Origin of the sequence: Hymenobacter cellulosilyticus, assembly GCF_022919215.1 — a bacterium.
Lineage (GTDB): Bacteria > Bacteroidota > Bacteroidia > Cytophagales > Hymenobacteraceae > Hymenobacter > Hymenobacter cellulosilyticus.
The window spans coordinates 5,494,970-5,510,514 of sequence record NZ_CP095046.1; the positions used below are offsets into that span (position 1 = coordinate 5,494,970).

Consider the following 15,545-nt stretch of genomic DNA (forward strand, 5'->3'; position numbering starts at 1 on the left):
GTCCGCCGTTTCCGGCGGACTCTTTCGAAAAAAGCTCACGACCTAAGCCCGGCGCGGCCGCAGGGCCAGATAGTCGAGGTAGTACAGGATTTTTACCGACACCGAGTTGTTGTGCGGGGTGTTGATGGTGTTGCTCAGGTTGTCGAAGTACAAGGGCGTGGCCTGGTTGGCCTGCAGGAAGGTCGAGCCGGCGTTTTTCCAAACGATGCTGATCTGGGAGCCGGGCGCAAACCACCACGAGTACACCGCGTCGATGTTGAAAGCATTGAAGGTATTGTCACGGTTGCGGGTGTAGTCTACCGGCGTTTCCTCCCCGCCCGGAGCCAGGCGGGCAAAGCCCAGGTAGCGCACCGTGCTGGTGTAGTGGCGAGTACGCACCGTGAGCGACATCCGGTTGGTGAAGGTGTAGGCAGCCGTCAGCACGTTCGAAACCGTGACCACGCGGCGGCGGCCCAGCAGGATGGCCTCCGGAAATTCATCCAGAATCTTCTTGTCCTCGGGGTAGTCACTGCTCAGGCTGCCGTCGTCGCCGCTGGAGGGATTCACGTAGCCAATCTGGTTGCGGTTGGTGCTCCAGTCGAGGCTGTAGCGGAAGTTGAGCTTGTTGTTGACGCGGTAGCGGGGCGAAAAGCCGAAGCCGATGCCCAGGCGGCGGGGCCGCTCAAACCGGTCGTCTTCCCCATATACCCGCACCCCGGCGTTCAAGTCCAGGGCCAGCTTCTTGCGGTAATCCGACGAGACAAAGGCCCCGAAGTTGCCGTTGGCCGGCACCCGCACGTAGAATTTGCCCAACGGATTTACGCGGGGCTCAAAATAGTCGCGGTTGATGGGGTTCACGTCGAAGTTGAAGCCCGTGGTAATGAAGCTCTTGGTGAAGGTGGTATTGGCTCCGCCGTAGAGGTTGGTTTTCTGGTAGAGCGTGGGCTTGTAGAGGTACGACTGGTCGAGGCCGAAGTAAGAGTAGAAGTTGTTGACCTTCCAGAAGGGCTTGTAGTGGTTGTAATTGCCATACAGGCCCTGGCTGATGTTGTTGTTGCCGAACAGAATGCCCAGGTCGTTGGGATTATACGTGTGCGACTCAATGCCCTGGTTGAAGCCCAGGTGAAGTTGCCGCTGATTTTGCTCACGCCCACCTGGTACTTAAAGCCGTCCTGGTCGTCGACCTGCTCTTCATCGTGGAAAAAGTAGCCGCGGCGGCGCGAATACACTAGACGGCCATCCACGGCGTAGGAGTTTTTCTTATTGGCGAAGCGAAACAGCCCGCCCGTCACGTTGGCGTCGTAGGTGCGCCCAAAGCGCGTCACGTTGGTGTTGATGAGCGAAACGTAGGAGTTGTTTTTGAGCGACTGGTCCAGCACAGCAATGTTGTAGTTGCTGAACGGCTGGGTCAGTTCCTCCCGCTCCTGCCCCGTTTCGGTGTTCTGAATCGTGGCGTACACATCGTTGCTCACGGCGTTGAACACGCCCACGCCCAGCCCCTTGCTCGTACGGCCCGACACCTTGGTGGCGTTCAGCAGGCGGGTTTCCGCAGGGTTGCGCACGATTTTCTCCCGGTCTCCGGCTTCCACGTTGTAGAAGCCGATGGGCGTGGCGCCCACCCGGCGGGAATAAAACAGGTTGCCCTTGCTGAAGAGCTCGGTGCCCTCGGTAAAGAACTGGCGGTTTTCGGCAAACTGCACCTCGAAGGGCGAGAGGTTGAGTACCTGGTTGTCGCTCTGCACCTGCCCAAAGTCGGGCACCAGGGTTGCGTCCAGGGTGAAACTTTCATTGATGCCCCACTTCACGTCGGCCCCGCCGTTGAAGCTGGTGGTCGTGCGGCGCGTGCCCTCTTCGTTAAGCGGGTTGTGGTTGACGTAGCCCGAAATGTAGGGCGTCAGCGAGAGGCGCAGCGGGGGCTCAATGTTACGCAAGCCTTCCAGCGTGCCCCACTGGTTCACGAAGCCATCCACGGCGGGCTTTACCTCATTCCAGAAAAAGGCCTGGTTGTCGCGCTTGCGCTGCCGCATAAAGTTGAGGCCCCACACCTGCTCGGCTGTTTTGCTGAAGCGGATGGCCGAGTACGGAATCCTCATTTCGGCGTACCAGTCGTTGCCTTTCACGGTGGTGCGTGAGTCCCACACGGCGTTCCAGTTGAAATCTTCGCCCCCGGCCGGCGAGTAGCGGGCGTCCATCTGTACCCCGCCAGTCGTCACGAAAAAGCCGTAGCCGTTGAGCTTGTCCTGGTAGGTATCCAGGAAGATGCCGATAAAGTCGGTGTTGCCGAAATTGTCGCGGGCGGTCAGCTCCCGCATGATGGAGTCGCCGGCCGCGTCGTGCATCACGGCCCCGATGTAGAGGTTGGCGTCGTCGTAGAGCACGCGCACTTCGGTCTTGTGCTTCTCGGGCGGACCGGGGTTGGGCCGGTTCTGAATAAAGTCGGTAGCAATGGGAGCCTGCTGCCACAGCTGTTCGTCCAGAACGCCATCCAGCTTCACCGGCGTGGTGATGCGTAGAGCCTGCAGGTGTTTTTTGGGAGCCGGCACGGCCGCAGCGGTCGGCGTAGCGGCCTCCGGTGCGGACGTTTGCGCGGCCGCCGTGTACGTAAGCAGCCCTAAAAAACAACTGATGAGTACACGTAAATGCATGAACACAAAATGAAGGAGTGGAGAGTGGTGCTATAGATGATAGCCAATACCTAATGGTTGCCTCACGGCTTGGCTTAAGGCCATAAAAAAAGGCCTGCCGGCGGGCAGGCCTTTCTGAAACAGACCGTGCTATTCGGTAATTACGACGTCCATATTGAAGCTTTTGCCGTCGTTTTTGCCGAGCAGCTCCCGGTAGCGCTTCGCCGTTTCTTCCGGCTGCCGCTGTCCGTTCACCGTCATGCTTGAGGCATTGAGCTGAAACTGATACGAGCGGGCTCCGGCCTCAATCAGGCCGTCTTTGCGCAGCTGGTCACCCAGGGCTACCGAATTTACCTTCACGTTGCGGGGTGCCCGCGGGGCCCGGGGCGGCGTGGGTGGAGTAGGAGCCAAGCTGCTGCTACGCGGAGCCTTAGGGGCACGGGGCGCCGCTGGAGGCTCGGGCATATAACTAGAGCCCCCGGTAGTATTGGAATAGATGCGGTTGCGGTTGGAGCCGGTGTTGCTGAACACCACCGAACCATTGGTGCCGATGGTGCGGCCGGTGCCGTCCTCAAACAGCCTGCGGTACTTGGCCGCTACCGCGTCGGGCTGCTTCTGCCCGTCGACTACCATTTCGTTGCCTTTCAGGACCAGCTGGAAGTATTTCTTGTCCTTGATGAGCTTGTCTTTTTCCAGCTCATCAATCATGGCTTCTTCCACTTTATGGTTCTGCTCTTCCCGAATGGCGCGGGCCCGTTCGCGCTCGGCCTGGGCCCGTTCCCGTTCAGCCTGCCGCCGTTCCCGATCAGCTTGCAACCGCTCACGGTCGGCTTGCAGCCGTTCGCGCTCAGCTTCCTGCCGCTCCCGGGCTGCCTCGCTGGCTTCCTGCTGCCGCTCCCGCATTTCCTCGCGCCGCTCCCGGATGCGGTCCAGCTCCTCGCGAATTTTAGTGCGCGCTTCCGCATCGGTTTCGTTGCGCTCGGCTTCGCGCAGGGAAGTCTCGGCTTCCTGTAGTGCCTTGGCCGTTATGCGGTCCGAGTTGATGCTCACCCCGTCTCTGCCAGTGCGGATTTCTACCCCGTTGCCGTCATTGAAGACAAACCCCTTGGCGGTGCTGCGGTGAAAATCGTCGCTGCTGCGGGCCAGGTCCTGTTCCAGGCGGCGCATGGAACTGCGCAACTCTTCCTGGTCGCGGGCCGACATGCCGTAGTTGCGGCCGTCGAAGTCAAAGTTGAAGTTTGAATTGGAACCCGAGCGGCGGGCCGTGCCGCTTTTCGGGGCCAGCCGAATAATTTCCGTGCTGTTAGCCTTGGTCTTAGGCTTGGGCTCATCCATGTCGATGCGCTGCCCGTCCACGTAAAGCTCCGTGACGCGGCCTTTCTTGTCGCGCTTCACGACCACAGTGCCCCCATCTTTGCCGCGGCGCAGTGTCTGCCCGTCTTCGGCGTCGCGCACAATTACCACGTGCTTGTCGTCTTTGCCTTTCGACTTGCGCTTCTTCTTGTCGTCATCGTCGGCAGCAGCGGCTACGGCTGCCGTTGGAGCGGTAGCGCCCTGAAACGTAGGCAGACTATTACTCCAAATGCTGTTTTCAGGACCAAATACGGCGCCTACCAGTTCCTTGGCGCGCTCGGGCCAGGGTCGGGGGTTAGCCATGGCTACCACGGTGGTCAGGCCAATCAAAGCCAGGCCGCCAACTACCACCAAGGCCGCCATGAAGCCCTCGGAGAAAGTAGGTGCAGCCCGGCGCTGCACCAGCCGCCGAATGCGGCCCAGCAGGGAACCATCGGGGCCCACGGCCGACAAAGCCAGACGGGGCGCGGGGTACACGTCCTGCCCCATTTCGGCCAGGGCCGCCAGAGCTTTGGCCAGCGTCAGCGGGTCGCCGCAGATGGCCGTAGCCTCATCGTCGCAGCAGTTTTCGCGCTCCGTGCGCATACAGGCCGTAATAAACCAGGCGGCCGGGTGGTAGAAAAACAGGATTTCGGCCACCGATTGCAGAATGTTCATCAAATAGTCGCGGCGGGCAATGTGAGCCAGCTCGTGGGCCAGAATGGCTTCCAGCTGGGCTTGACTCAGCCCCATTACTGTGCCTAGAGGCAGCAGAATCACGGGCTTGAGGTGGCCGGCCACTAGCGGGGCCTTCACCAGCGCCGACTCCAGCAGGCTCACCGTGCGCTTGATGCCGGCACGCTGGGCCAGGGCCTTAAAACGCTCGTTCCACTGCTCCGAGAGAGGTTCAACACGGTAGTGACGCAGGCGCTGCACGTAGGCCAGCCCGCCGAGCAAACGCAGCGTCATGGCCAGCAAACCCAGAAACCACGCCGCCACAATCAGGGGCAGGTGCTGGTCGAAGTACTGCCGCCCGGTTTCGAGCAACGACACCGACTGCTCGGCAACTGCTGCCGACGTGGCCGCTGAAGGCTGTAGCAAGCTCAGGCCTGTGGCCTCACCAGCCGGTACTATGTCCGAAGCGGCGGCCGCCGGGGTGTGGTTGGCCAGAGCCAGGGCGTAGTGCCGCCCAAACGTAACCAGCGCCAGCCCGAGCATAATGACCAGGGCCAGGCCGGCCACGTTGTAGCGCACCTGAGCCGAGTGCCGGCGCAGCACCAGCAACAGCCCCACCAACGCCAAACCTACAATAGCACCCTGCCAGAGGGAATGCACAATCGTCCAGCCCACGGCCCGGACCAGCTCCGGCGACAAGGTATTCTCAAGCCAGTTCATCGGGCCTCCTTTCTCAGTTTCGGGTTTGTCCTCTTCGATTTCGTTGAGCAGCGTCCGGATCTGTCGCAGCTCTTCCTTGGAGGTGCGGCGGTTGCCCAGGGCCTGCATTACCAGCTTCATGGCCGAGCCTCCGAAGGCAGCTTCCACAAACCGGTCGAGCAGCTGGCTCTGGGTTTCCTCTTCCCGCACGGCAGCGCGGTACACGTGGGTGCGGCTGTCGTCGTCGCGCAGCACCAGGCCCTTGTCGAGCATGAGCTGCAACAGCTTCAGCGTGGTGGTGTAACCTACTTCGCGCTTCTGGCTGAGCTCGTCGTTCACGAACCGGACGGTGCTCGGGCCGTGCTGCCAGAGTACCTGCAGGATTTCAAGTTCCGATTCGGTGGGTTTGGGAAGGGATGCCTTACTCATAACGGGGTGCTTTTCTTGATACGAACTACTTCGTACATCAAACATATACGAAGTTGATCGTAGAAGCAAATTTTATCTACGATTTATTTCGTATATCCTTCGCGGTACGCCTCATCAAGCAGGCATGCCCAGCTTGGTGAACGGCGTTAAAAGCAATAAAACCAGCTGTTAAGCTGGTTTTCAACAAAAGACTTTTCTCTTGCATTACGGTTGCACCTTCGCCCGCTTCCGCTTCATCGTTACGCGGGAGCGGGCACAGACACCCCCAAACGGCGGGTTGTGCTTGGCCACGCTCACCTTCACCGATTTCACGTGGGGGTACTGCTCCAGCACCCGGTCCAGGATGCGGTGGCCGACGTGCTCCAGCAGCCGAGCCGGCACGGCCATTTCCGTTTTCACTATACCGTATAAGTCCACATAGTTGACCGTGGAAGCTAGATCATCGGAAGTGCCCGCCGCGTGCAGGTCGGTGCCAACGTAGAGGTCAACGCTGTAGCGGTTGCCGAGCCTCTGCTCTTCATCGAAAAAGCCGTGGTAGGCGAAAAACTCCATTCCTTCCAGTGCAATCTGGCCCATATGGTGAAGTGGTGAACTTGTGAGAGGGTGAAGCGGTGAGCTTTTCTTAGCTGCACTTACTTCCCATTGCTTTATAAAAAAGAAGCCCGCCCCGAGAGGCAGGCTTCCCTGTTAATCGTCCGCTAAAGCCGGCTTATTCGAAAAATCTACCGAAAGGCAAAACCTATATTTCGTCGAAGAATGACTTCTCGGCAGTAGCGGCCGCCGCCATGCCTGGGTGTGTGGCCGGCGAAGGCTGGGTGATTTCGGGGTGACCAGGGCCGATGGGCTGAATATCCGGGGCGGTGGGCTCGATGCGGGGCGAATCGGGCTCGGGCACGCGCGACGGCTCGGGGTTGTAGATGCGCGAGGGATCTACGTGGCCCGGGTTTTCGTTGGGCGTGCGCATGGGCTCGATATCGGGACCGGGCGTCTGGGCCGGAGCGCCGGGGTCGGGCTGCTGACCCGGCTTGGGGTTGTAGCTGCCGGGCTGCGGCCCGATGGGGCGGGCAGCGGGCGTGTCGCGCAGGGCTACGCCGCCGGCAGTGGCAGCAGTAGCACCCGCTACGGCGGCTACGGAAGAGGTGGAAGCAGAGCCTACGTACATGGCAGTATCGGTTTCGGGTGAGGTATCAGGTTTGCTCACCTTTACGCTAGCGGCCCGGGAAAGGATGGCAGCCGCCTCGGTTTTCGGCCGAGCTTTCACTTTTTCCACCTTGTCTATCGTGTCGTTGGCCAGGCGCTGCAAATCCCGCACGAGACCTTCGAGGTGGCCCTCCAGGCGCTGGCACTCCTGGCCCAGCCCGTTTACTTCCGTCTTCATCTCCCCTACGGTACGCTCAGCCTGCTTGTAGGCGTCATCCACTACCTGCCGGGCTTTTTGCCGGGCGTCGGCTAAGATCTGCTCGGCCTTGAGCTGGGCTTCGCGCACGCGCAGCTCGGCTTCGCGCTGGGCTTGCTCAGTAATGCTGTTGCCGGTGTCCTCGGCCGTTTTGAGGGTGCGATAAAGCGAGGTTTCCACTTCCCGCATCTTGCTTACTTCCTGGGTGGCGTGCTCCAGCTTGAGGCGCAGCTCCCGGTTTTCGTCGCCCATTCGCTCCCACTGTTGCGACAGAGTCACCAGGAAAGCTTCTACTTCTTCTTTGTTGAGGCCGCGGAAGGCCTTTTCAAAGGTCTTCTGCCGGATATCGAGGGCGGTAATTTTCATGGGAGTACTGAGAATGAAGTACTGGAAAAGAAAGAGGGAGCGGGCAGAAACGGCGGCCGGCGGGCGGCGCGCTCTTGCACGGGTTAAGTCTCAACTGCCGGCCGCACTCCTAGCTACTCTGCACCAGTTGCCAAACCGCAAGACTTCGGTCGTCGCTACACGAAACTAGCCGTTTCCGCGGTCCGGACCAAAATAACTTGTTTACCGAAGTGCCGTGGCCGGCGTGCCGGGCCTTGTCGAGCACGCGCAGGAGCCGGAAGCTGTCGGCCTCCCAGAGCTTGATGGACTTGTCCATGCTGCAGGTGGCAAAAAACTGCCCATCGGGGCTGTAGGCCACGTGGTTGATGGCAAACAGGTGGGCAATAATGGTTTGCTGCTCCCGGTACTCATTCGCCACGTCCCAGATGCGCAGGTGGGCGTCGCGGCCGGCCGTCAGCAGCCAGCGCCCGTCGGGTGAGTAGGCGGCGGTAAAAACCGAGTTGGTGGAGCCCTCCAGCGTATATTTCACTTCCAGCGAAGCGGCATCCAGTACCCGAATCAGCATATCACTGCCGCCCACGGCCAGCTCATTCCGCTCCTCGTGCAGAGCCAGGCAGCGCAGACTTTTCTCGGAAAGGCGCAGCAGCTGTAGCAGCCGAAAATCCTGGGCGTGCAGCACGGCCAGCGTACCGTCGGCCAGGGCCACATACATGCGCTGCCGCGCCTCGGAGTAGGCAATATCGAAGATGGCCACCGGCGGCAGAGCCGTGGCGTGGACTAGCTTTTTCTGCTGTAAGTCGATAACCTGCACGCCCTGAAAGTTGTGGCCGATGAGTAGCAAGTGGCGGCCAGGCACGTAACGTAGGGCGTATACTGAGTTTTCAACCCGGGCCACCAGCTCTCCGTCCTGCTCGGGCTGGTCAGTGTTCCAGGCCACCACAAAGCCGTCGGAGCCGGCCGAATACACCGTGGGCTGCTCCGGGTCGCCGGTCAGGGCGTACACGCAGTCGTGGTGGCCGCTTAGGGTGGCAAGTTTGTGAACCTCCGGACGATACAGCAGCGGCATGGGCTAGGGTTAGGATTTAGGGCAAAAATACGCCAGTTTTGGCGAGGCAGCCCGGTATATGTCGGCCGTCGGGTTATCTGTCCGGCCATTTCTCTTCAGCCGGTTTATATTTTGCGGGCCCTAAAGTCTGGTCCGACCGGCCCATCGTATAGTAGTTATGCCCCTGCACTCCGTCACGCCACTGTCCGATCATGCCCTGCTGGGCTTGTGGAACCTCACGGAGCAGCCCGCCGACTTATTACAGCTGGTGCCCCGGCCGGAGCTCTACAGCCAGCTGCAGCCCACCGCCCGCGACGAGGCCCGTACCTTGCAGTGGCTGGCCGGCCGGACGCTGGCCCACGCCCTGCTCTCGGCCCTGGGCCCCGGGGCCCAAGCTGTGCTGCGCAACGACGAAAACGGCCGGCCATATTTCGAGCAATTGCCTGATTACGCGGTTTCGTTGTCGCACTCGGGCCAGTGGGTGGCGGGCATCGTAGCCACCCGCGGCCGCGTTGGCACAGATATTGAAATGGTGCGCACCAAAGCGCAAATGTTGGCTCCCAGGTTTTTATCGAAAGACGAGCTAGCCAACACCGGCGACGAAGTAGCGAAACACAGTCTCTATTGGAGTGCCAAAGAGACGCTCTATAAGCTTCACAGTCGCCGGGGCCTGGTGTTCAAAGAGCAAATTCGGCTCAACCCGTTTGAGCTGCGGGAGGCAGGTGTGTTGACGGGGCACCTGCTGTTCGAAAACTTCCGCAGCCAACACCAGATTCACTACCAGCGCTTTGCCTCCGACTACGTCCTCACCTACTGCGTGGAAGACGAGTTGCCTCCCTCCTTCTGACTTTCGTCTTTCTACATGACCTTTCGCCGAATTTCCCTAATTGCTGCCGTAGCCCTGGTTTTTTCCGCTCTTGCCGTGGGTGTGGCCCGCGCCCAGGATGCCCGCTCGGTCAGTGACTTTAGCCTGCAAAGCCCCACCAATACCGCCGTGACGCTAAGCAGCTACGCCAAAAACAAGGCCGTAGTAGTGGTGTTCGTGAATCCGAACTGCGCCTTTTCCAAGCTTTACCAGAACCGCCTGAACGCGCTGAACTCGGCTTATAGCGGCCGGGGCGTACAATTTTTGTTCATCAATACGCCCATCAATCTGGAGGCCACGGCCGACGCAGCAGACTCGGAAAAGCTGAAGATGAAAACCACCGGCGCCGACGACTACCCTTACCTTACCGACGAAGGCCAGAAGGTCAGCACGCTGCTGGGAGCTACCAAAACGCCCGAAGCAGTGGTACTAGTGCCGGCCGGAACGGGCTTCGTGATTCGCTACAAAGGCGCCATCGACGACAATGCTCAGGTAGAAGCCTACGCCAAGGAAAAGTACCTGGCCCAGGTGCTGGACAACCTGCTGGCTGGTCGTCCCGCCGGCGTCCCCGACAAGCGCGCCGCCGGCTGCTTGATTAAAAAGTAGTAGGACAACGCGTCATTGCGAGGAACGAAGCAATCCGTCCTCTGCGCAGTACAACACGCCCTGTTACCAAAAAGCCCTTTCCGTTGGCAACGGGAAAGGGCTTTTTACATTAGAAAGCTGAGCACATTTCAGAGGACGGATTGCTTCGCTTTGCTCGCAATGACCCGATGGTTTTGCCCTTCAGCCAGATAAGGCTAGTCCTCGTCTTCGGCTCCGGCTTCGTTGTCGGTGGGGTTGCCGCTTTCATCGGTGAGAATGGCCAGCAGCTTGCTGACTTCAATGGCTTTGGCGGGTTCCTGCATCTTTTCGAAGCTGAGCATCAGGTTGCGCAGGGCCCGGCGCACGATATCGAGGTGGGAACAGGGCTCGAAGAAAATGTCGTTGGACGACAGGTTGAGCTGGGCCACGTAATGCTCGATATCCGTGCGCGACAAGATCAGGCCGCGGTTGTAGCAGTTGATGTAAAAGGCCGGGAATGCCTTGTCCTTGGGCTGAAAGGTGAGGACAAACAGATTGGGCAGGTTCACACCGTAAACCGGCAGCTCAAGGCGCTGGGCTACCAACAGATAAATCACGCAGAGCGTGAGTGGGTTGCCGCGGCGAGTTTCGAGCACCAGATGGAGCATGGAGTTGGCCGGGGAGTGAAAATTCTGGGTGTTGGCGGCAAACTTATGGTTGCGAAACAGCACGTGATTCAGCACCTGCACCTGGTCGGCGGGGTGCATATCCGGGCGCAGCAGAGTCCAGACCTCGAAACGCAACTGCTCAATGGCGCGGTTCAGGGCCTGCAGGTCAGCGTCAGGGTACTGATAGGAGTTGAGCAGCCACATACCTTCCAGCAAGTTTTCGCCGCCCGAGTCGCGCCACACCCGCAGGCGCTGCTGCAGGCCCTCGAACTGTAGGTTATGAATCAGGTCTTCGAGGCGCTGCTGTTGCTGCGGGTCGAGACTTTCTTCCCAGGATTCTTCTAAAAACGGGATAATACTTTCGCCCAGCGTTTGAATACGGTCCTGAATCTGCGGGGCAATTTCCGGATCGTCCAGCAGGGAAATGAGGGCTTTAATTTCTTTGTTGGTCATGGATTGGTAAGCGGGTCGCCGAGGAGCCCCGATAGGCGGGAAAGAGCAAATAAAAGCAACCAGCGCGGTTCTGCCGCGGCTGGCTGCTAGGAATTAACATATATCCGGGGGAATATTGTTCAATTCCGAGAAAAGGATGGTAGCCAATTGCTAGGTCAAAGTACGGTGGCAGATTCAGAACAGCTAGGACGCTACGTAGTTGAGTACCGCTAGCCCCCAAATACTTCAGCAGCCCCGAAATGAGTTTCCGGTTCCAGCGCTTTTCTACCGGAGCAGGTTAGTTTTAGCCAGCTCCAGCACCTCGTCGCCCCGGCCGCTCATAATGGCTTTAAGCGTGTAGAGACTAAACCCCAGCACCTGATCCTTCTGAATCGTGGGTGGCATCGACAATTCGGTGCGCTTCACCACGGCATCCAGAATAACCGGGCCGGGGTGAGCCAGCATTTCGGCAATGGCCGCGGGCAGTGCCGCCGGATCCGTGACGCGGATGCCGCGGATGCCGGCCGCCTCAGCCAGCGCCGCGAAGTTGGGGTTTTCCAGGTCGGTGCCGTAGTGCAGCAGGCCCGAGGCCTTCATTTCCAGCTCCACAAAGGCCAGGCTGTTGTTGTTGAAGATGACAATTTTAGCCGGGGCCTTCAGCTGCTTCAGCGTCAGCAACTCGCCCATGAGCATGGCAAAGCCTCCGTCGCCGGCCAGGGCAATAACCTGACGACCGGGGAAAGCCAGTTGAGCACCCAAAGCCTGGGCATGGCGTTGGCCATACTGCCGTGGTTGAAAGAGCCAATCAGGCGCCGCTTGCCGTTGAACTGCAAATACCGGGCGGCCCAGATGGTAGGCGTGCCCACGTCGCAGGTGAAAATAGCGTCTTCGGCAGCCTGTTCGTTAAGCAGCCGGGCCACGTACTGTGGGTGCATGCTTGTGTCGCCCGATTCGCCCACGGCCAGCTCGTCGAGGTCCTGACGGGCTTCGCGGTAGTTGTCCAGGGATTTTTCCAAGTGGCGGCGGTCCGACTTATGATTCAGCAGCGGCAGCAGGGCCTGCAGGGTGGCGGCCACATCCCCCACCAGGCCTACTTCCACCCGGGCCCGGCGGCCGATATGCTCACCCCGCACGTCAATCTGCACGGTGCGGGCTTCCTGGGGCAGAAACTGAACGTAGGGAAAATCGGTGCCGAGCAGGAGCATGGCGTCGGCGTCCATTAGGGCCTCGTAGCCCGAGGTGAAGCCCAGCAAACCGGTCATGCCCACGTCGTAGGGGTTATTGGGCTCCACGTATTCTTTGCCGCGCAACGCGTGTACCACCGGGGCGCCCAGCATTTCGGCCACCTGTAGCAGTTCGGCGTGGGCCTGGGCGCAGCCGGCCCCGGCCATAATGGTGACTTTGTCGCTGGTGTTGAGCAAGTCGGCGGCGGCGCGCAGCTCTTCCATGCCGGGCACCAACGTGGCCTTGCTGCGCAGCACTGGCAGGCGGGGCTCGGGCGCTTCGGCCGATTGGTGGCTGATGTCGCCGGGCACCACCAGCACTGCCACGCCACGCTGGGTCAGGGCCGTCTGGATGGCAATTTCGGTGCAGCGCACGGTCTGGTCGGGGTGGCCAATGAGCTCACAGTAGGCGCTGCACTCCTTAAAGGTGATTTCGGGGTGGGTTTCCTGGAAGTACTGGCTCCCGATTTCGACGCTGGGAATCTGGGCGGCAATGGCCAGCACCGGCACCCGGCTGCGGTGGCAGTCGTAGAGGCCGTTGAGCAAGTGAGTATTGCCGGGGCCGCAGGAGCCAGCACACACGGCCAGACTGCCCGTTACGTGGGCTTCGGCCCCGGCGGCAAAAGCGCCGGCTTCCTCGTTGCGCACATGAATCCACTCAATGCCTTCCCGGGCCCGAATCACGTCGGTAATGCCGTTGAGCGAGTCGCCGACTACACCGTACACCCGGGTAACGCCGGCGGCCATCAACGTATCGACAATAATTTCTGAGACGGTTTTCTTGGCCATAGTCTTCCGGATAGGATAAAGTCCGAGGGCTATACGGGTGCAAACTAAATTGGTGGGCTGCACCGGGTGCGTTAAGCCACAGGCTGGGCCCCGGCGGCAAGCTGCCGACCAACCTCAGCGGCTTCAAACTCCAGGGCTGCAATCCGCACCGTGAGCAAAGCCTGCGCTGCGGGCCCACATTCCACCAAGCCGTGGCGGGCCTGGGTTTCTATCTTTTGAAGCCAAAGTTTCGTCTCTGCCCCATCTGGCGTGGTAGGTAGCAAGGCTTGGTAAAGCGCCGGCAAGGTCTGGAGCCGGCGCTGATACTGGGCAGTTTGAGTTTGGCGTTGGGCAAGTTCCTGCCGGAGGCCCTGGGCTTGGCGCAGGCATTTGCGCTGATGCAGCTGCAGGGGCTCCCAGGCAGGCGCCGGCAACGATGACGCCGGGCAGGTAGCCTCACGACTCACGTGGGCACTGAGCAAGGCCAGTCGGACTTCGGCCGGGGGTGGCAGCGTCCGGCGGCCGGTTTCGACCAGGGCTACCAGCCCCCGGGACACGCCCAGAAAATCAGCCAGTTCCTGCTGGGCCAACCCATAATACGTGCGCACCACGAGCAGCAACGGCTCGGCAGTCGGGGAAATAGCCATAACGGTATTAGGTATAGATTGTAAGCAATAACACTCCCAGCAGCCTAAGCGGCCACCGGGAAATAAGCGGCTCGGGTAAGCCGCTCCAAAAGGCGACAGGGTTAACCGAGCGACGAGACTAGTTACTATAGGAGCAGGCGAGTTGTCTCCGCCCGTTCATTATGAATTTGTTACAGTTTTAGAATAGTCTTACAAACCCGGAATGCCCAGTTCGGCCCGGGAGCGGCCCAGCTGCTGGGTCAGCTTTTCAATTAGCTGGTTGATGCCCACCAGATGGATATGCCCCTTCACTTGCCGGGTGCCGTCACTGATTTTGAGCTCGGTGCTTATGGCGCCGTAGCGCACGGTTTGGATTTCGTCCCACCGAACAAACTTCTCCTGCCCAAACATATTCTTTTGCCGGATTCCTTCCGGGTCAGGGTGAGGCGGTGCACATAGGCCATCAAAACCAGGGGCAGGCCCAAGCCGGCAAACAGCGCGAAGAGGCCCAACTGCGGACCAATGTTTTCCGGATTGTAATCAAACAGGCCGTAGAGCAGCACCCCGGTGCCAGCCGCGGCGGCTAGCAGGCCCAGCACCCCATAAAACCGGGGCAGCAGCACGCTATTTCCCTCGGCGTCTACCCGCGGGCCTTGTTTGGCGGCTTTGTTCAGGTACTGCATCACCAGCATTACGACCACCGCAATGCCACCATATATTGGAAAGTTGCTCATAAAGAGTCTGGATTAGCTTGCAAGATAACGCCGCCTCCTTTCCCAACATCGGTCCGCGCCTATATTCTGGCTAAGCCAAGGCCTTGGTGAGCCTGCAGGCAACAGGTTAGCCCACTTCGTCAGATTACCAGCTCACCGGCCGACGGGTGGTCGAGTGGCCTTGTCCCAGCCCTCCGGGTAGTAGCCCGACTGCCGCAGGAAGCTTTCCGTGGCAGCCGGGTCGGCGTACTTCAGCTCGATGATTTCTTTGATGGCCTGCCGCTTATTGCGGGCCTGGGCATAATAGGCCTTACAGATGGCATAGCCCATGAAGTAGCCCAAATCGGCCTTGGCGCCCAGCGTGGACCCGTTGTAGAGCCACTGGCTGTAGTTGGCGGTCAGCATTTCCTGCTTGAAGGCTTCCCTTAGCTCTTTCTCGTGGGCATTTCCGTAGAGAATGTAATTGGTTTGCAGGGGCTGGCGTATCACCAGCTCCGTGATAAAGTCGCAGGCTCCTTCCTTCAGCGCCTTCCCCAGCAAGTTCATGTCGTCTTCGTTCGTTTGCTGCTGGGTATGCACATACTCGTGCACGTTCAAGGACACGATGTTATTCTGCGCCTGCGCCTTGAAGACTGAGCCCAGCCACGGGTTGGTAAACTCCGATACGTCCGTTTGGGGATTGCCCGTGGCTATTTCCGTCCCGATAAGCACCTTATTCCCATCTACCGTGCCGCCGGAGTTCAACCCGCCCACGGTGAAGTAAAGGCTGGCATCGCGCAGCTCCGGATACAGGCGCTTAAACCGCCGGATGCTTTGCTCAAAATCCTTGGCGCTGTTTTTTACGGCTAGCGTATTGGGCCGAATCGAGGCCCAATACCGGGATACTTATTGATCAGCGTCACCCATCTTTCGGCCGAATTGTCCCGGACTTTTATGAAGGCGGCCAGCCCGGCGGTACCCGGCTTGATGTACAGATCGGTAACGAAGGCCAGCTGCCGGGCATGGTCGGTGGTGGTTTGCACACTATCGTAGGCCACCCAGAACCGGTCGATGTCTTCGGTAAACACTTTCTGCGGGCGGGGCCCCTGGGCTACCGCCGTGCTGATGCTACCGGCAACCAGCAACAGGCTACATATTCTTTGCATAGTAAACCCATGTTTTA

General features: G+C 59.8%; 14 protein-coding genes and 1 pseudogene. 2 read left to right on the forward strand and 13 right to left on the reverse strand.

Annotated elements, in window-relative coordinates; genetic code table 11:
- Positions 1 to 42: 42 nt before the first annotated feature.
- The 5 genes and pseudogenes from MUN79_RS32125 to MUN79_RS26875 form a co-directional block, all read right to left on the reverse strand.
- Positions 43 to 2,624: pseudogene (locus tag MUN79_RS32125) on the reverse strand (DUF5916 domain-containing protein).
- Positions 2,625 to 2,753: 129 nt separating this feature from the next.
- Positions 2,754 to 5,738, reverse strand: a complete 2,985-nt coding sequence (locus tag MUN79_RS26855) for a M56 family metallopeptidase (RefSeq protein WP_311136611.1) — start codon at positions 5,736 to 5,738, stop codon at positions 2,754 to 2,756.
- A gap of 204 nt (positions 5,739 to 5,942) precedes the next feature.
- Entirely contained in the window at positions 5,943 to 6,314 is a 372-nt protein-coding gene (gene folB, locus MUN79_RS26865; protein ID WP_244675537.1) for a dihydroneopterin aldolase, read from the reverse strand.
- A 163-nt stretch (positions 6,315 to 6,477) separates the two neighbouring features.
- Entirely contained in the window at positions 6,478 to 7,500 is a 1,023-nt protein-coding gene (locus tag MUN79_RS26870; RefSeq protein WP_244675538.1) for a DivIVA domain-containing protein, read from the reverse strand.
- Between the two features lie 109 nt (positions 7,501 to 7,609).
- Positions 7,610 to 8,545 (reverse strand): WD40 repeat domain-containing protein, encoded by a 936-nt coding sequence (locus MUN79_RS26875; RefSeq protein WP_244675539.1) that lies wholly within the window; start codon positions 8,543 to 8,545, stop codon positions 7,610 to 7,612.
- Positions 8,546 to 8,702: 157 nt separating this feature from the next.
- Between MUN79_RS26875 and MUN79_RS26880 the strand changes: the two genes are divergently transcribed.
- Both MUN79_RS26880 and MUN79_RS26885 read left to right on the forward strand, forming a co-directional pair.
- On the forward strand, positions 8,703 to 9,371 hold the full coding sequence (locus MUN79_RS26880) for a 4'-phosphopantetheinyl transferase family protein (protein WP_244675540.1): 669 nt from the start codon (positions 8,703 to 8,705) through the stop codon (positions 9,369 to 9,371).
- A 15-nt stretch (positions 9,372 to 9,386) separates the two neighbouring features.
- Positions 9,387 to 9,995 (forward strand): redoxin domain-containing protein, encoded by a 609-nt coding sequence (locus MUN79_RS26885; RefSeq protein WP_244675541.1) that lies wholly within the window; start codon positions 9,387 to 9,389, stop codon positions 9,993 to 9,995.
- A 194-nt stretch (positions 9,996 to 10,189) separates the two neighbouring features.
- Here the strand turns inward: MUN79_RS26885 and MUN79_RS26890 are convergent, their stop codons facing one another.
- From MUN79_RS26890 to MUN79_RS26925, 8 genes are all read right to left on the reverse strand, one after another.
- Positions 10,190 to 11,074: a transglutaminase-like domain-containing protein gene (locus MUN79_RS26890; RefSeq protein WP_244675542.1), complete on the reverse strand. Its 885-nt coding sequence runs from the start codon at positions 11,072 to 11,074 to the stop codon at positions 10,190 to 10,192.
- A 264-nt stretch (positions 11,075 to 11,338) separates the two neighbouring features.
- The gene (locus tag MUN79_RS26895) at positions 11,339 to 11,812 is read right to left on the reverse strand and encodes a thiamine pyrophosphate-dependent enzyme (protein WP_244675543.1); all 474 of its coding nucleotides are present in this window, start codon (positions 11,810 to 11,812) and stop codon (positions 11,339 to 11,341) included.
- Positions 11,725 to 13,065, reverse strand: coding sequence for a thiamine pyrophosphate-binding protein (locus MUN79_RS26900; RefSeq protein ID WP_244675544.1), 1,341 nt, complete (start codon positions 13,063 to 13,065; stop codon positions 11,725 to 11,727). The genes MUN79_RS26895 and MUN79_RS26900 overlap by 88 nt, the downstream gene beginning before the upstream one ends.
- Before the next feature lie 71 nt (positions 13,066 to 13,136).
- The gene (locus MUN79_RS26905) at positions 13,137 to 13,691 is read right to left on the reverse strand and encodes a helix-turn-helix domain-containing protein (protein ID WP_244675545.1); all 555 of its coding nucleotides are present in this window, start codon (positions 13,689 to 13,691) and stop codon (positions 13,137 to 13,139) included.
- A 189-nt stretch (positions 13,692 to 13,880) separates the two neighbouring features.
- Entirely contained in the window at positions 13,881 to 14,036 is a 156-nt protein-coding gene (locus tag MUN79_RS26910) for a hypothetical protein (RefSeq protein ID WP_244675546.1), read from the reverse strand.
- The gene (locus MUN79_RS26915; protein ID WP_244675547.1) at positions 14,018 to 14,404 is read right to left on the reverse strand and encodes a hypothetical protein; all 387 of its coding nucleotides are present in this window, start codon (positions 14,402 to 14,404) and stop codon (positions 14,018 to 14,020) included. Before MUN79_RS26915 ends, MUN79_RS26910 begins: the two co-directional genes overlap by 19 nt.
- 132 nt (positions 14,405 to 14,536) lie before the next feature.
- Entirely contained in the window at positions 14,537 to 15,136 is a 600-nt protein-coding gene (locus tag MUN79_RS26920; protein ID WP_244675548.1) for a DUF2268 domain-containing putative Zn-dependent protease, read from the reverse strand.
- 92 nt (positions 15,137 to 15,228) lie between these two features.
- Positions 15,229 to 15,507: a hypothetical protein gene (locus MUN79_RS26925; protein WP_244675549.1), complete on the reverse strand. Its 279-nt coding sequence runs from the start codon at positions 15,505 to 15,507 to the stop codon at positions 15,229 to 15,231.
- Positions 15,508 to 15,545: the final 38 nt, after the last annotated feature.

Bases quoted from the DNA above. Each gene is read 5' to 3' on its own strand.
- MUN79_RS26855 (WP_311136611.1), bottom strand. From the start codon at position 5,738: ATGAGTAAGGCATCCCTTCCCAAACCCACCGAATCGGAACTTGAAATC.
- folB (WP_244675537.1), bottom strand. From the start codon at position 6,314: ATGGGCCAGATTGCACTGGAAGGAATGGAGTTTTTCGCCTACCACGGC.
- MUN79_RS26870 (WP_244675538.1), bottom strand. From the start codon at position 7,500: ATGAAAATTACCGCCCTCGATATCCGGCAGAAGACCTTTGAAAAGGCC.
- MUN79_RS26875 (WP_244675539.1), bottom strand. From the start codon at position 8,545: ATGCCGCTGCTGTATCGTCCGGAGGTTCACAAACTTGCCACCCTAAGC.
- MUN79_RS26880 (WP_244675540.1), top strand. From the start codon at position 8,703: ATGCCCCTGCACTCCGTCACGCCACTGTCCGATCATGCCCTGCTGGGC.
- MUN79_RS26885 (WP_244675541.1), top strand. From the start codon at position 9,387: ATGACCTTTCGCCGAATTTCCCTAATTGCTGCCGTAGCCCTGGTTTTT.
- MUN79_RS26890 (WP_244675542.1), bottom strand. From the start codon at position 11,074: ATGACCAACAAAGAAATTAAAGCCCTCATTTCCCTGCTGGACGATCCG.
- MUN79_RS26900 (WP_244675544.1), bottom strand. From the start codon at position 13,065: ATGGCCAAGAAAACCGTCTCAGAAATTATTGTCGATACGTTGATGGCC.
- MUN79_RS26905 (WP_244675545.1), bottom strand. From the start codon at position 13,691: ATGGCTATTTCCCCGACTGCCGAGCCGTTGCTGCTCGTGGTGCGCACG.
- MUN79_RS26915 (WP_244675547.1), bottom strand. From the start codon at position 14,404: ATGAGCAACTTTCCAATATATGGTGGCATTGCGGTGGTCGTAATGCTG.